General features: G+C 67.5%; 13 protein-coding genes and 1 riboswitch. Of the genes, 12 read left to right on the plus strand and 1 reads right to left on the minus strand.

The features are described 5' to 3' along the window. Positions 1 to 5: 5 nt before the first annotated feature. The 12 genes from ACSQ3P_RS11740 (at position 6) to thiE (ending at position 13,275) form a co-directional block, all read left to right on the plus strand. Positions 6 to 977: an ABC transporter permease gene (locus ACSQ3P_RS11740; protein WP_092170915.1), complete on the plus strand. Its 972-nt coding sequence runs from the start codon at positions 6 to 8 to the stop codon at positions 975 to 977. After that, a complete protein-coding gene (locus ACSQ3P_RS11745) occupies positions 977 to 1,855 on the plus strand; it encodes an ABC transporter permease (RefSeq protein ID WP_436165744.1) in 879 nt (292 codons plus the stop codon). The genes ACSQ3P_RS11740 and ACSQ3P_RS11745 overlap by 1 nt, the downstream gene beginning before the upstream one ends. Beyond that, positions 1,852 to 2,859: an ABC transporter ATP-binding protein gene (locus tag ACSQ3P_RS11750; RefSeq protein ID WP_436165745.1), complete on the plus strand. Its 1,008-nt coding sequence runs from the start codon at positions 1,852 to 1,854 to the stop codon at positions 2,857 to 2,859. Before ACSQ3P_RS11745 ends, ACSQ3P_RS11750 begins: the two co-directional genes overlap by 4 nt. Next, positions 2,856 to 3,857: an ABC transporter ATP-binding protein gene (locus ACSQ3P_RS11755; protein WP_436165746.1), complete on the plus strand. Its 1,002-nt coding sequence runs from the start codon at positions 2,856 to 2,858 to the stop codon at positions 3,855 to 3,857. Before ACSQ3P_RS11750 ends, ACSQ3P_RS11755 begins: the two co-directional genes overlap by 4 nt. Positions 3,858 to 3,868: 11 nt before the next feature. Then, the gene (locus tag ACSQ3P_RS11760; RefSeq protein ID WP_436165747.1) at positions 3,869 to 4,768 is read left to right on the plus strand and encodes a polysaccharide deacetylase family protein; all 900 of its coding nucleotides are present in this window, start codon (positions 3,869 to 3,871) and stop codon (positions 4,766 to 4,768) included. Positions 4,769 to 5,963: 1,195 nt separating this feature from the next. After that, positions 5,964 to 6,092 carry a hypothetical protein gene (locus tag ACSQ3P_RS11765; protein WP_436165748.1) on the plus strand — a complete coding sequence of 43 codons (129 nt, stop codon included), beginning with the start codon at positions 5,964 to 5,966 and terminating at the stop codon, positions 6,090 to 6,092. Continuing rightward, the gene (locus ACSQ3P_RS11770; RefSeq protein WP_436165749.1) at positions 6,089 to 7,015 is read left to right on the plus strand and encodes an OmpA family protein; all 927 of its coding nucleotides are present in this window, start codon (positions 6,089 to 6,091) and stop codon (positions 7,013 to 7,015) included. Before ACSQ3P_RS11765 ends, ACSQ3P_RS11770 begins: the two co-directional genes overlap by 4 nt. 224 nt (positions 7,016 to 7,239) lie before the next feature. Beyond that, positions 7,240 to 7,440 (plus strand): hypothetical protein, encoded by a 201-nt coding sequence (locus ACSQ3P_RS11775; protein WP_311911537.1) that lies wholly within the window; start codon positions 7,240 to 7,242, stop codon positions 7,438 to 7,440. A gap of 222 nt (positions 7,441 to 7,662) precedes the next feature. After that, positions 7,663 to 9,582: a sensor domain-containing diguanylate cyclase gene (locus tag ACSQ3P_RS11780; RefSeq protein WP_436165750.1), complete on the plus strand. Its 1,920-nt coding sequence runs from the start codon at positions 7,663 to 7,665 to the stop codon at positions 9,580 to 9,582. A 182-nt stretch (positions 9,583 to 9,764) separates the two neighbouring features. Then, positions 9,765 to 9,869: riboswitch (TPP riboswitch) on the plus strand. 75 nt (positions 9,870 to 9,944) lie between these two features. Continuing rightward, positions 9,945 to 11,858, plus strand: coding sequence for a phosphomethylpyrimidine synthase ThiC (thiC, locus tag ACSQ3P_RS11785; RefSeq protein WP_436165751.1), 1,914 nt, complete (start codon positions 9,945 to 9,947; stop codon positions 11,856 to 11,858). Between the two features lie 2 nt (positions 11,859 to 11,860). Continuing rightward, positions 11,861 to 12,634: a hydroxyethylthiazole kinase gene (locus ACSQ3P_RS11790; RefSeq protein ID WP_436165752.1), complete on the plus strand. Its 774-nt coding sequence runs from the start codon at positions 11,861 to 11,863 to the stop codon at positions 12,632 to 12,634. After that, on the plus strand, positions 12,631 to 13,275 hold the full coding sequence (thiE, locus tag ACSQ3P_RS11795; protein WP_436165753.1) for a thiamine phosphate synthase: 645 nt from the start codon (positions 12,631 to 12,633) through the stop codon (positions 13,273 to 13,275). Before ACSQ3P_RS11790 ends, thiE begins: the two co-directional genes overlap by 4 nt. 183 nt (positions 13,276 to 13,458) lie before the next feature. Here the strand turns inward: thiE and ACSQ3P_RS11800 are convergent, their stop codons facing one another. Further along, positions 13,459 to 14,337 carry a hypothetical protein gene (locus ACSQ3P_RS11800; protein WP_436165754.1) on the minus strand — a complete coding sequence of 293 codons (879 nt, stop codon included), beginning with the start codon at positions 14,335 to 14,337 and terminating at the stop codon, positions 13,459 to 13,461. Positions 14,338 to 14,644: the final 307 nt, after the last annotated feature.

The following is a 14,644-nucleotide window of genomic DNA, read 5'->3' on the forward strand; positions in this document are numbered from 1 at the left end:
CGCCCATGCTAGGCCACATCATCGAGCGCGTGGTGCAGGCGCTCGCCGTCATGCTGGTCATGTCGGCGCTGGTCTTCGTCGGCGTCTACGCCATCGGCAACCCGATCGATGTGCTGATCGGCCCCGATGTCAGCCAGGACATCAGACTCGAGACCATCGCCCGCTATGGGCTCGACCGGCCACTCTGGGAGCAGTACTTCACCTTCCTCGGGCGCATCCTGCATGGTGATTTCGGCCGCTCCTTCGTCTTCGGCATGCCGGTGCTCGACCTGATCCTGTCACGCCTGCCGGCGACCCTGGAATTGACGCTGCTGGCCGTCTGCGGCGCCGCGCTGATCGGAATTCCCGCCGGCATCTATGCCGGCTACCGGCCCGACGGCCTGCCCGCCAAGATCATCATGGCGGTCTCGATCCTGGGCTTCTCGGTGCCGACCTTCTGGATCGGCCTCGTGCTGATCATCGCCTTCGCGGTCGAATTGCAATGGCTGCCGGCGGGCGGTCGCGGCGACACGGCCTCGCTCTTCGGCATCGAATGGAGCTTCCTGACGCTGAACGGGCTCAGCCATCTGCTGCTGCCGGCGCTGAACCTCGCCTTCTTCAAGCTCGCCTTGATGACGCGCCTCGCAAGGGCCGGTACGCGCGAGGTGATGCTGACCGACACGGTGAAATTCGCCCGCGCCGCCGGTCTCTCGGAATGGACCGTGCTGCGCCGGCATGTGCTGCGATTGATCGCGATCCCGATCGTCACGGTCTTCGGACTGGAATTCGCCTCGACGCTGGCTTTCGCCGTCGTCACCGAGACGATCTTCTCCTGGCCCGGCATCGGCAAGCTGATCATCGATTCGATCACCTCGCTCGACCGGCCGGTGATGGTCGCCTATCTCATGCTCGTCGCCTGCGTCTTCATCACCATCAATTTCCTGGTCGATCTCGCCTATGTCGGGCTCGATCCACGCCTGCGGAAGGCGCGCGCCTGATGAAGCCCGCCTCCCCGATCGCCCGCTTCTGGGCCGAGTTCCGCGAGAGCCGGGTCGCGCTCGCCGCACTCACCGTCGTGGTGTTGATGATCGGCGTCGCGCTGCTCGCCCCGCTCGTCGCGCCGCAGGACCCCTATGACCTCGCCAATCTCGTGCTGATGGATGCGCGCCGGCCGCCGGGTTTCGTCGGTTCGAGCGGCTACACCCATATCCTGGGCACGGACGCGCAGGGACGCGACCTGTTCTCAGCCATCCTCTACGGCCTGCGCATCTCCTTGCAGATGGGTTTGATCGCCGGCTCCTGTGCCTTCGTAATCGGCGTCAGCCTTGGGTTGGGCGCGGCCTATGTCGGCGGGCGCTGGGAGGCCTTCATCATGCGGGTGATCGACCTGCAGCTCGCCTTTCCCGCGATCCTGCTCGCGCTCGTGCTCTCTGCCCTGCTCGGCCAGGGCAAGGCGCAACTCATCACCGCGCTCACCGCCGCCCAATACGCCTATTTCGCCCGCACCGCCCATGGCGCAGCGGCGGCCGAACGCGGCAAGGACTATATCGAGGCGGCGCTCTCGACGCCGCTGCCGGGCTGGCAGGTCGTCTTCCGCCACATCCTGCCCAACTGCCTGCCACCGCTGATCGTGATCGCGACCGTGCAGGTCGCCAACGCCATCGCGCTCGAGGCCACATTGTCCTTTCTCGGCGTCGGACTTCCGGTCACCGAACCCTCGCTCGGCATGCTGATCTCGAACGGTTTCCAGTACATGCTGTCTGGCCGCTACTGGATCTCGATCTATCCCGGCATCGCGTTGATCGTGCTCATCGTCGCCATCAACCTCGTCGGCGACCAGATCCGCGACCAGGTCAATCCGAGGCTGAAGCGATGAGCGGTGGCGCGGCCACGGCGCCGCTGTTGGAGGTCACGGACCTCGCGACGCATTTCTTCACCCGCGCCGGGGTGGTGAAGGCGGTCGATGGCGTTTCCTTTCGTCTGAGCAAGGGCGAGGTCATGGGCCTCGTCGGCGAGTCCGGCTCGGGCAAGAGCGTCACCGGCTTCTCGCTGCTGGGCCTTGTCGATCCACCCGGCCGCATCGCCTCGGGCGCCGTGCGCTTCGAGGGACAGGACCTGGTTTCGATGCGGCCCTCGCAACTGCGGCAGCTGCGGGGCAAGCGCATCGCCATGGTCTTCCAGGACCCGGCGACGACGCTGAACCCGGTCATCACCATCGGCGAGCAGATGCGCATGGCCTTGGAAGCCCATGGCGTGACCGGCGAGCAGGCGACGCGCGCGCGCAGCGTTGCCGTGCTGACCCGCGTCGGAATTCCCGATGCCGCGCGCCGCCTGGGCGCCTATCCGCACGAATTCTCCGGCGGCATGCGCCAGCGCGTCGCGATCGCAATCGCGCTGCTGCACGATCCTGCTTTGCTGATCGCCGACGAGCCGACGACGGCGCTCGACGTCTCGATCCAGGCGCAGATCCTCGCCGAGATGAAGGCGCTCGTCGCCGATCTCGGCATGGCGCTGATCTGGATCAGCCACGACCTCGCCACTGTCTCCTCGCTCGCCGACAAGATCGCGGTGATGTATGCCGGGCGCATCGTCGAGGCCGGCCCGACGGCCGCCGTGCTGCGCAACCCGCGCCACCCCTATACGCGTGGGCTGCTGGATTCCCTGCCGGCGCGGGCCGAGCCCGGCCGCGATCTAGTGCAGATTCCAGGCTCCACGCCCTCGCTGCTCTCGCTGCCGCCGGGCTGCGCTTTCGCACCGCGCTGTCCGCGCGCCGACGCCGCCTGCCAAGTGATGCCGGAGCTGGTGATGCCGGAGCTGGTGACGGACCGCCTGCGCCAGCATCGCTGCCACCACCCGCTCGGGCTGGAGGTCGCGACATGACCGACGCCTTCCTCAACATCGAGAACGTCTCGCGCCGGTTCGCGCCGCGCGTCTCCTTCGGCGACAGGATCGCAGCCAAGCTCGGCCAGAAGGTCGACACCCGCATCACCCACGCCGTCGACGGCGTCTCCCTGACCGTCGCCAAGGGCGAGGCGCTCGGGCTCGTCGGCGAATCCGGTTGCGGCAAGTCCACGCTCGGCCGCGTCGTCGCCGGCATTCTGGCACCGAGCGCGGGTGCGACCTCGGTTGCCGGCGAGCCGGTGATGTCGGGTGGGCACAAGACGACGACGCGCGTCCAGATGATCTTCCAGGACCCCTACGCCTCGCTCGATCCACGGATGCAGGTCGGCGACACCATTGCGGAAGGCCCGCTCGCGCATGGCCTGACGACGAAGGCGCAGGCGCGCGACTATGTCGGCAAATGGCTCACGACCGTGGGGCTCGATCCGGCCTTCGCTTCGCGCTACCCGCACCAGTTCTCGGGCGGGCAGCGCCAGCGCATCGCGATCGCGCGTGCGCTCGCGATGCAGCCGGACATGCTGGTCTGCGACGAGCCTGTCGCCTCGCTCGATGTCTCGATCCAGGCACAAATCATCAATCTGTTCCTGAAGCTGCGCCGCGAACTCAACCTCACCATGCTGTTCATCAGCCATGATCTCGGCGTGGTGCGCCATCTCTGCGACCGCGTCGCGATCATGTATCTCGGCCGCATCGTCGAACTGGGCGAGACGCAGGCGGTCTACGCCGCCCCGCAGCATCCCTATACCCAGGCGCTGCTCGACAGCGTGCCCAAGCTCGTGCTCGATGACGGGGTCACGACGTCGTTCAAGCCGATCGCGGGCGAATTGCCCTCGCCGCTCTCGCCGCCGGCGGGCTGCCATTTCCATCTGCGCTGTCCGCTCGCGGCGGAGCGCTGCCGCGAGGAGCGGCCGCTGCTGCGCGAGGTCGGCGCGGCCCGCCTCAGCGCCTGTCATTTCGCGCCTTTCGCCCCCGCCTGAAGGAGCCTGCCATGACCGATCTGCCTCTCGAACCCTGGCAATGGCCTGAAGAGACCTGGCGCGCCAAGGTCAACCGCGTCCGCGCCGGACGCAATCTGAAGCCGAAGGCCTGGCCCAACGGCGCACGCTGCGCGGTGGCGCTGTCATTCGACGTCGATCACGAGACCAACGAACTACGCGATGGCGGCAAGTCGGTCGGGCGGCTCTCCTGGGGCCAGTACGGCAATCGCGTCGGCATGCCGCGCATCCTGAGCCTGCTGGCGAAGGAGGACATCCAGGCAAGCTTCTTCGTGCCGGCGGTGACTGCGCTGCTTTACCCGGACGAACAGCGCCGCGTCATTGCGGAGGGCCATGAGATCGGCCTTCACGGCTGGATCCACGAGGTCAACACCGCCGTGCCCCCAGCCAATGAGCGCGAATTGCATCTGCGCTCGGCCGACACGCTGGAAAAGGTCACCGGCGTCAGGCCAGTCGGAATGCGGACGCCGTCCTGGGACTTCTCCGAAGTGACGCTGGCGATCGAGCGTGAACTCGGCCTGCTCTACGATTCATCGCTCTTCGCCGATGACGACCCCTACGAATTGATCGACAAGGGCGAGGCCACCGGCATGGTCGAGTTGCCGGTCGAATGGATTCGCGACGACGCGGTCTATTTCAACATGAACCGCTTCCAGGCCTTGCGGCCCTATACCGCGCCGGAGACCGTGTTCGACATCTTCCGCCGCGAATTCGACGGCGCCTATGAGGATGGCGGGTTGTTCCTGCTGACCATGCACCCGCATATCATCACCTATCGCTCGCGCATCTGGATCCTCGAGAAGCTGATCCAGCACGCCAAGGCGAAGGGCGATGTCTGGTTCGCCAGCCATGCCGAGATTGCGCGCTATGTGAAGGCGCAGGCCGGGCTCTGAACCGCACCATCCTGCCCGGCAATACCGGGCGGGACGGAACTCTGCCCGATTTCGGCCGTTTTCGCTTCATCGGGGGTTCAGCGCGCAAACGCGTTGATGCCCGTCGCTGAAACGGAAACGGATCTCATGACGCGCACCAAGAACTGGCTCCTGATCGGAACCATGCTGCCTGCGATCACCTTGTCGCAGGGCGGCTTCGCCGCTCCCTCCGCTCAGAATGTCCTGCTGCTGGCGCAAGCGCCCGCCCCCGCTCCCAGCGAGGAAGAACCTGGCCGGCCAGGCCGACCCCGGCCGCCAGGACAGCAGCCGGGAGGCGAGCGCCCGCCTGCGGCCCGTCCCGCGCCCGGCACGCCGCCGGCGATACAGCGCCCCGCTGCCCCGGCAGCCCCGAACGCCGCGCCGGCTGCTCCGGCTGCGCCCCGTCCCGCTCCGGCTCCGCCGGCCGCTGCGCCAGAACCTCGGCCCCAGCCCCGGGCCGAGCCGCCGGCGGCACGCCCCGTTCCGCCCGCGCCCGCTCCGCGCGCCGAGCCGCCCCGCGAACCATCGATGCCGCGCCCCGTCCCACCGATCATGGCTCCCGCCCCAGGCGAACCCGGCCGCCCGCCGGCGGCACGGCCGCAGCCCCTGCCCGGTCAGCCGCCGGCCGCCCGGCCGACGCCCGCGCCTGCCCCTGTCGCGCCGCCGCCTCCGGCCGGCCGCACGCCGGGCGCACCGCCCGCGGCTCAGCCTGCACCTGCACCTGCACCTGCCCCGAACGCCGCGCCGGCAGCGCCCCGTCCTGCTCTAGTTCCGCCGGCGGCAGCGCCCTCGACGCCAGGAACACCCACGCCCACGGCCCCGGCCGCCCCGCGCGCGCCATTGCCGCCGAGCCAGCCCCAAGCCGCTCCGCCGGCGGCGACTCCGGGCCAAGCGCCGGCAACCCGTCCGACGCCCGTGCCTCCGCCCGCGGCCGCACCGCAGACGCTTGCGCCAGCGACGGCTCCAACAGCTCCTGCTCCGAGCGGGCGTAGTCCGGGAACGCCCCTGCCGCCACCTGCCGCCCAGCCGCAGCCAGGGCAGACCCAGCCCGGACAGACTCTGGCGCCTCCGCCAGCTGCAGCCCCGGCGGCTCCCGCTCCAGGAGCGCGCGGCCCGGGTGCTCCCCCGCTGCCTTCCGCCCAGCCGCAGCCCGGACAGACTCAGCCCGGACAGACTCTTGCGCCTCCGCCAGCAGGCCAGCCGCCCGCTGGTGCTCCCGGCCAACCGCCGGCGCCTGACCGGCAAGGCCGGCGTGGCGGCATCGGGCTTGGCGGCGCAGCCGCGATCGGCCTTGGCGCCGGCGTGATCGGCGGCATCATGGCGACGCAAGGCGCGGAGCGCTTCGACGATGTCCGCAGCCGGCGCGAGGAACGGCGCGACGGCGACGTCACGATCATCCGCGAGCCCGGCCGCACGATCATTCGCGACGACGACCGTGTCATCATCCGCCGCGACGAGACGCAGTCCTTCCGCGATCTCGGTTTCCAGGGCCGAACCGAGCGCCTGGGCGACGAGAACCGCAACGTCTTCGAGCGGCCCGACGGCACGCGCATCGTCACGATCACCGACCAGGATGGCCGCCTGATCCGCCGCACCCGGCTCGACCGCAACGGTCAGGAGTACGTGATCATCGACAACACCCGCCGCGATCGGCCCAATGACCGCTTTTCGGACGAGATCGTCGTGCTGCCGCCGCCACCGCTGCCGATGCCGCGCGAGCGCTATATCGTCGATGCCGAGCGGGCCGATGAGCGTCTGATCTACGAGACGATCATGGCCCCGCCGATCGCGGCGATCCCGCGCCGCTACACGCTCGACGAGGTGCGCTATTCGCCCGATCTGCGGGCGCGGATGCGCAGCGTCGACATCGATACGGTGACCTTCGAGACAGGCTCCTGGACCATCGTGCCGGACCAGGCGCAGCGGCTCGCCACCATCGCCCAGTCGATCCGGCAGGGGCTGCAGAGCTCGCCCAACGAGGTCTTCCTGGTCGAGGGGCATACCGACGCCGTCGGCTCCGACATCGACAACCTGTCCTTGTCGGACCGCCGCGCTCAATCGGTTGCGGAAATCCTGACCCGCGACTTCGGCGTGCCGGCCGAGAACCTGACGACCCAGGGCTATGGCGAGCAATATCTCAAGGTCGCGACGCAGGAGCCCTCGCGCGAGAACCGGCGCGTGACGCTGCGGCGGATCACGCCGCTGCTGGCCGGGCAGAGCGGGCGCTGAAGACAATGCCGGCGCGGCGGCTCGCTGCCGCGCCGGTTCGCTTTCGCGGCATCGCTTTCATGAAGCGGCAAGGTCTCTGGTCTAGCTCTTCTGGTCTGGCTCTAGAGGAATTTCGCTCCAACGCGATCGTTCAATGACTCTAGCCCTTTGTTTTTGACGCGTTTTCTTCACGCGAACCGGTGTCCACCTCGCTTGAAAACGCTCTAACTGAGAGGAGACCAACCATGAGCGATTCATCGATTGCCATCGCGCAGAGCCTCGCCGCGAGCCAGGCTGCGGCCACGCGCCAGACCATCCAGACCGAAATCGTCAAGCAGCAAGCCGATGCCGAACAGGCTGTGGCCGACCTGCTGCAGCAAGGTGCGGCCCAGGCGAAGGCCGCCCTTCCGGCCGGACAGGGCCAGACCGTCGACATCACCGCCTGAACTCCTGTGTCCTGAGCTCCTGCGTCATGGCGTAGAGCACGACGCTCTGCGCCCACGCTGCGATACCGGCGCCGGCATGGCAGCCCGACGAACGACACTCCCCCGGGAGGCGCCAACCGGTCGGGGCGGCATCGGGAGAGGCTCACTGGCGCTAAGCTTTATTAAGGCTGCGATGTGAGGATTGCGACCGCGATGTGAAACTCCGCTTCGGAGGAAACGGCCATGAAGGCTAGTCGCATCAATGGTCATGCCGAAAGCCTGCCGCGTCTGCCATTCTGGGCCGCGGCATTCGTCACGGTGGTCTGCATCGCCATTCTCGCCCTGAGCGGATGGCGCGAATGGGCCACCCGGGAAGCCGATCTGAAGAACGCCGAAGTCGACATGATCAATCTCTCGCGCTCGCTGACACAGCACGCGGAGGACACCATCGAACTCGCCGATGCAGTGCTTTTCGGCTTGGCCAGCAGACTGGAGACAAACGGCACGAGTCCCGCCGCAATCGCGACAATTCAGAATGTTCTCGACCTTCGCAAACCGACGCTAGGGCGAATTCGCGGCCTCTTCGTCTACGACGAAACGGGCCGCTGGCTGGCCACCACGGAGAAAGTCGACTTCGCGGGCCTCAACAACAGCGACCGCGCATATTTCCAGCATCATCGCTCTGTGGACGATCGCCGCATCTATCTGGGCCGACCCGTTCAAAGCCGGACCGGTGGTCAGTGGATCATCACGGTGTCCCGGCGCCTCAACCATCCCGATGGCGCTTTCGCCGGTGTGGTCCTGGCGACGATCGACGCCGGATATTTCTCGCAGTTCTATCGCCGGTTCGACATCGGCCCCAACGGGGCAATCACGCTGCTCAGCGCCGATGGCATTCTGCTCGCGCGCAGCGTCGATAACGACACCTATGTCGGACGAGACATGTCGGCGACACCTCTGATCAGGGACAGGATGTCCCGGCCCGCAGCCAGCGTCTATTATTTCAAATCACCGCTGGATGGGCTGCAACGTCTGAGTTCCTTCAGGTTCAGCGAGCGATATCCGCTCCTGGTGCTGGCGACGGAAGCCCAGGATGACGTTCTGCTGCGCTGGCGTCAGGCCGCCATGGCCCGGATAGCCTTCGTGCTGGCTTTGACATTGGTGATTGGCGTCATCGGCCTGTATCTCGTGCGTCAACTCTATGAGCGTCAGCGCATGGCGGCAGCGCTGATCGCCAAGGAGGCCGATTTCCGTCTGCTCGCGGAAGCATCCAGCGACATGGTCACCCGGATCGATTTCGACGAGCGCATTCTCTACGCCTCCCCTTCCTCCGCGAGCGTTCTGGGCTGGGACCCCGCGCAACTGGTCGGAACGCCGGCTCTGGCCGGTGTCCACCCGGAGGATTTGCCCCGGGTCGAACAGGTCGTCGCTGCGCTGAAGCGCGGCGAGGTCGAGGAAGCCAGGGTCATCTATCGCACGCGCCACCGAGAGAAGATCGAGATCTGGATCGAGACGACCTTGCGCGTGACGAGGTCCGATAGCGGCACGATCGATGGCGTCGTGGCGATCTCGCGCGATATGACCGAGCACAAGGATCTCGAAGACAAACTCGCGGCGCTGGCGACCTTGGACGGACTGACGGGGCTCGCCAATCGCCGATGTTTCGACGAGCGGCTGGAGCAAGAATGGGCGCGAGCCTCGCGAGAGGGCACCGCCCTTTCCGTGCTGATGATCGATATCGACCATTTCAAGAAATTCAACGATCGCTACGGACATCCGGCTGGAGATGGCTGCCTGCGTGCTGTGGCCGCCGTCCTGGCCGCGCAAGCACGACGCCCGGGCGACCTGGCCTCGCGCTATGGCGGGGAAGAGTTCGCCCTCCTCTTGCCGGGCACGGATGCCGAAGGCTGCGAGCTGGTCGGCATGAGATTCTGCGAAGCGCTTCACGACATCCAGATCCCGCACGGGTCGAACCCTCCGTCCAGGCTCGTCACGGCGAGCCTTGGCGGCGCGACTGTCTGGCCGAACTCCAATGCAACGACAGACTGCGCCTCGTTGGTTGGAGCAGCTGATCGGGCGCTTTATTCCGCCAAGGACGGCGGGCGTGATCGCATGGTCATGTCGGGACGAGTGCTGCCGTGGCCGCGCGCCAGGAGCGCCTGACCCGCAACAGAGCACACCACCGGAATGCGCCGCTTCCGAAGATCGCGCCGCTCGATCCGTCGCAGCCGTCGTTGCGCCGAGCGACGCCGCAATCAACGAGGCGATGAACACACGGCAATGACGTCATGCGAGCCGGGCGCTGTTTGCCGGTTGCGCACTGGCGCTATCACGCCTAACTTCCCAGCCGTTCCGAGGGGTGCTCGCAAGAGCTGAGATGGCCGTAAAGGCCGAACCCATCGAACCTGATCCGGGTCATACCGGCGGAGGGACTGGAACGCGGCTTGCGCAGAATCGCGACCGCAGACAGCGCTAGACCGCTTCGACGCCGGATCTCCTGAACCTTGGACCAAGGAGGAGATCCCATGAACGTTCACACCAAGTCAGCCAAAAACAGCGTCAAGGCCGCGCCCAAGTTTGGTGCACCGACCGGCGTCACCACCGGCCCGATCATCGGCTCGCGCAAGATCTATGTCGCGCCGCCGGAAGACCCGACCATGCGGGTTCCCTTCCGCGAGGTGCAGCTTTCGACCGACGCAGAACCACCGGTGCGCATCTATGACCCGTCGGGACCCTTCACCGAGAGCGACGCCAGGATCGATCTGAACCAAGGCCTGCCGCAGCCACGCCGCGCCTGGCTCGACGCGCGCGGTTTCGACACCATTCCCGGCCGCGAAGTCACTGCCGCCGACAATGGCAACATCTCGCCCGAGAACCTGGTGCCTGCCTGCCCGGCGGAACGCCCGGTGCTGACGGCCAAGCCCGGCCAGATGGCGACGCAGTACGAGTTCGCCAGGGCCGGCATCATCACCCCCGAGATGATCTATGTCGCCCATCGCGAGAATCTCGGCCGCGCCGCCATGCTGGAAGGCGCGAAAGAGCGCCATGGCGATGGCGAGAGCTTCGGCGCGAGCGTGCCGGAATTCGTCACGCCAGAATTCGTGCGCAGCGAAATCGCGCGCGGCCGCGCGATCATTCCCGCCAATATCAACCACCCAGAACTCGAGCCGATGGCGATCGGCCGGAACTTCCTGGTCAAGATCAACGCCAATATCGGCAATTCCGCCGTCACCTCCGGCGCGGCCGAGGAGGTCGAAAAGCTGGTCTGGGCGATCCGCTGGGGTGCTGACACGGTCATGGACCTGTCGACCGGGCGCAACATTCACAACATCCGCTCCTGGATCCTGCGCAATTCTCCGGTCCCGATCGGCACCGTGCCGATCTACCAGGCGCTGGAGAAGGTCGGCGGCGATCCGGTCGAGCTCGACTGGGAGGTGTTCAAGGACACGCTGATCGAGCAGGCCGAGCAGGGCGTCGACTACTTCACCATCCATGCCGGCGTCAGGCTGCCCTATGTGCCGCTGACGGCTTCCAGGGTGACCGGCATCGTTTCGCGCGGCGGCTCGATCATGGCACGCTGGTGCCTGGCGCATCACAAGGAAAGCTTCCTCTACGAGCGTTTCGACGAGATCTGCGAGATCATGCGGCGCTATGACGTCTCGTTCTCGCTCGGCGACGGGTTGCGTCCGGGCTCGATCGCCGACGCCAATGACCGTGCCCAGTTCGCCGAGCTGGAGACGCTGGGCGAGCTCACCAAACGCGCCTGGGACAAGGGCTGCCAGGTGATGATCGAGGGCCCCGGCCATGTGCCGATGCACAAGATCAAGGAGAATATGGACAAGCAATTGCGCGAATGCGGCGAGGCGCCCTTCTACACGCTTGGGCCGCTGACGACCGACATCGCGCCGGGCTACGACCACATCACCTCAGGGATCGGGGCTGCGATGATCGGCTGGTTCGGCTGCGCCATGCTCTGCTATGTCACGCCCAAGGAGCATCTCGGCCTGCCCAACCGCGACGACGTCAAGACCGGCGTCATCACCTACCGGATTGCGGCCCATGCCGCCGATCTCGCCAAGGGTCATCCGGCGGCCAAGCTCCGCGACGATGCGGTCAGCCGCGCGCGCTTCGACTTCCGCTGGGAAGACCAGTTCAACCTGGCGCTCGACCCCGACACCGCCCGCGCCTATCACGACGAGACCTTGCCGAAGGACGTGCACAAGGTCGCGCATTTCTGTTCGATGTGCGGGCCGAAGTTCTGCTCGATGAAGATCACGCAGGATCTGCGCGCCGAGGTCCTCGCCATGGGCGAGAACGAGCGCATCGCACTTGACCAGGCGGCGGCGCAGATCGAAACGGAAAGGCATGCGGGCATGGCCGCGAAATCCCAGGAATTTCTCTCGAAGGGCGGCAATCTCTACCTGCCGGCAGCGGAATGAGCATGACCACGGACGTCACCCATCTCGATGCCGCCCGCGTCGCCGCCGTGCTGGCGCGCGTGACGGCGCAGCGGCCGCGCGTGCAATGCCTGACCAATACGGTGGCGCAGAACATCACGGCCAACATGCTGCTCGCCTTCGGGGCCATTCCCTCGATGGCGATCCATGTCGACGAGGTCGCGGCGATGGCCGACGGCGCGGGCGCGATCCTGATCAATATCGGCACGATCAACGCCGAGAGCGAGCTCGCCATTCCCAAGCTGCTGGAGGTGGCGCGCGACCAGGCCAAGCCGCTGGTCTTCGACCCCGTCTTCGTCGAGCTCTCGCCCCTGCGCCAGCATGTGGCCCGCGAGGTGCTGCGCTTGCGCAACATCGTCGTGCGCGGCAACGCGACCGAGATGGCGGCGCTCGAAGACACGCTCCAAGCCGCGCGCGGACATGAAGTCGCGCACGAGCATGATCTGACGCTGGTCACGACCGGCAAGATCGACCGCATCGAAGGCCCGTGCGGCGCGTTCTCGGTCGCGCATGGCCACCCCCTGATGACGAAGGTCACCGGCGTCGGCTGCGCGGCCGGCGCCCTGATCGCGGCCGCTTGCGCGGTCGAGAGCAACCCGGCCCTGGCAGCAGCCGCGGCGCTGACCGCCTACGGCATCGCCGGCGAGATCGCCGCCGAACGCAGCAATGGGCCAGGCAGCTTCGCTGTCGCGCTGATCGACGCGCTGGCGGGCATCGACGAGGCCACGCTGCGGGCGCGGATGGGAGAAGAGGGTTGAGCGTCGATATCCTGCTCTACGGTCTGGTCGATCCGCAGATCGCCAGAGGCCGCTCGCTCGCCGACCTCGCCCGTGCGGCCGCCAAAGGCGGCGCGACGCTGATCCAGTACCGCGCCAAAGCGGCCTCGACGCGCGAGATGGTGCGGGAGGCCCGAGCGATCCATGCGGCGCTCGCCGGCACCGGCGTGCCGCTATTGATCAACGACCGCGTCGATGTCGCTTTGGCGGCCGGCGCGGAAGGCGTGCATCTGGGCGCCGACGACATGGAGCTTGCCGACGCCCGCCGCCTGCTCGGCGAGAACGCGATCATCGGCGCGACGCTGGGAGAGGCGGCGGAATTGCCCTACCTCGCCTCCGCGCGCATCGATTATGCCTGCGTCGGCCCGGTCTTCGCCACGCAGCACAAGGGCGATGCCGACATCCCGCTCGGCCTCGACGGCTACGCTGCGCTGCGGCGGCAGGCAGCCGAGGCGCTGGGTTCCCTCCCGGTCGGAGCGATCGCCGGCATCAATGCGGCCAATGCCGCCTCGGTGATGGCCGCCGGTGCGGACGGGGTCGCCGTGATCGGCGCGATGTTCGGGGCCGACGATGTCGAGGGCGCGACGCGGGCGTTGCGGGCTGCGGTCGAAAAGCGCGGCTGACAAACACCCCCGTCATTCCGGGGCTTCGCGCAGCGAAGAGCCCGGAACCCATAACCGCTGTGGTCCCAGAACGAGGCGGGCCCGTCGGCTGCGTGTGTTCGGCCACCTGCGGTTATGGGTTCCGGGCTCGGCCCTGCGGGCCGCCCCGGAATGACGGCGCGGTGGGTGTCGTGAATCCCGCTCTTACTGCGTCGGCGTGAGCGGCAGCGGGACCGGCTTCGGACGCGGCTTGGGCTTGGCGGCGGGCTTCGGCTCGCTGGTGATGCCGAGACGCGCCCGGATCGATGCGGCCCGCGCCTCGGTCATGCGCGCGCCGCAGAAGCCGAGCGAACCCTCGCGCTGGAAGTCGCGGCAGGTCAGTTCGCGCTCGGCCGAAAAGCTCGCCTGCTCGCGCGCGATGGCGCGCTGGTCGGACGCATCGCCCTTGGCGCCCAGCACACGATAGCCCTCGCGCACCGCTCTTTCAGCCGTGCCGCGGGCGGATTCGATCTCCTTGGCGCGAGAGACGAGCGTGCGCGAATCCGGCCCCCACAGGCCGCGCGGATCGATCCGACAGGCGGCGGCCTCGACGACGCAGGGCTGCGCCGGTTCAACCACGAGGAAAGCGCCATCGAGCACATCGAAGACGATCGGGCAGATCGAGGCCTCGAGCTTATAGCGCGGCACGCCGGCGGGTCTTCCCAGCGATGTCAGCGGCACCGGCGCATCGCCGAACGAGATCGCACAGGGCTCGACCAGATTGCTGGCCTGGAACCCCTCGGCCTTGAGCTTCAGCCCGTAGCCCGCCGCGGTCTTGTCGAAGACCGCCTCGCCGAAGCCGCCATTGCGCCTGAGCGTCCGGCCAATGATCGCCTCCTCGCCCGCGACCTTGATCGCCGGCATCACATGGGCGCGCGGTGTCCCCGCTGCGCCGCCGGAGGCAGGCGGCGCAGCCTGTTGGGTGCCGGCCTGGTTCGGCGGCTGGGCGCCGGGCAATTGCAGCGGCTGGGCGCAAGCGAGCGTCGTCCCGCCGACAAGGGCGAGCAAGGCAAGGCTCGAAGCAAGGCGCAGATGTCGGTTCACGTCACAACCCTGGCGAAGGCTCGACCGAGCGAAGGCATGCAAGTCCAAAGAAGGCCCGGCAAACCCGAAGAAAGCTTGGCATTCCGCCTTGAATGACGGGGGCCGCGCCGGCACGCAAGGACACAAGCGCAACACCGGCTGGGAATGATCCCGTCGCGACTCCGCCCGGCCATAGCGACGGCGCCAGATTCTTAATCGGCTCTCGTGTCTTGCAAGGGCGGGAACACCCTCACTATATACGCCGCCAAGAGGCGGTTTAACGACCGTTCGACGTGGAATGCCGGTTTCGCTCGCCGCAGTAGGCGGG

The organism is Allobosea sp. LjRoot9 (assembly GCF_964252745.1).
Classification (GTDB): Bacteria; Pseudomonadota; Alphaproteobacteria; order Rhizobiales; family Beijerinckiaceae; genus Allobosea.

Coding starts and splice junctions, on each gene's coding strand:
- ACSQ3P_RS11790 (WP_436165752.1), top strand. CDS start 11,861: ATGACCACGGACGTCACCCATCTCGATGCCGCCCGCGTCGCCGCCGTG.
- ACSQ3P_RS11780 (WP_436165750.1), top strand. CDS start 7,663: ATGAAGGCTAGTCGCATCAATGGTCATGCCGAAAGCCTGCCGCGTCTG.
- thiC (WP_436165751.1), top strand. CDS start 9,945: ATGAACGTTCACACCAAGTCAGCCAAAAACAGCGTCAAGGCCGCGCCC.
- ACSQ3P_RS11740 (WP_092170915.1), top strand. CDS start 6: ATGCTAGGCCACATCATCGAGCGCGTGGTGCAGGCGCTCGCCGTCATG.
- ACSQ3P_RS11755 (WP_436165746.1), top strand. CDS start 2,856: ATGACCGACGCCTTCCTCAACATCGAGAACGTCTCGCGCCGGTTCGCG.
- ACSQ3P_RS11745 (WP_436165744.1), top strand. CDS start 977: ATGAAGCCCGCCTCCCCGATCGCCCGCTTCTGGGCCGAGTTCCGCGAG.
- ACSQ3P_RS11760 (WP_436165747.1), top strand. CDS start 3,869: ATGACCGATCTGCCTCTCGAACCCTGGCAATGGCCTGAAGAGACCTGG.
- ACSQ3P_RS11775 (WP_311911537.1), top strand. CDS start 7,240: ATGAGCGATTCATCGATTGCCATCGCGCAGAGCCTCGCCGCGAGCCAG.
- ACSQ3P_RS11750 (WP_436165745.1), top strand. CDS start 1,852: ATGAGCGGTGGCGCGGCCACGGCGCCGCTGTTGGAGGTCACGGACCTC.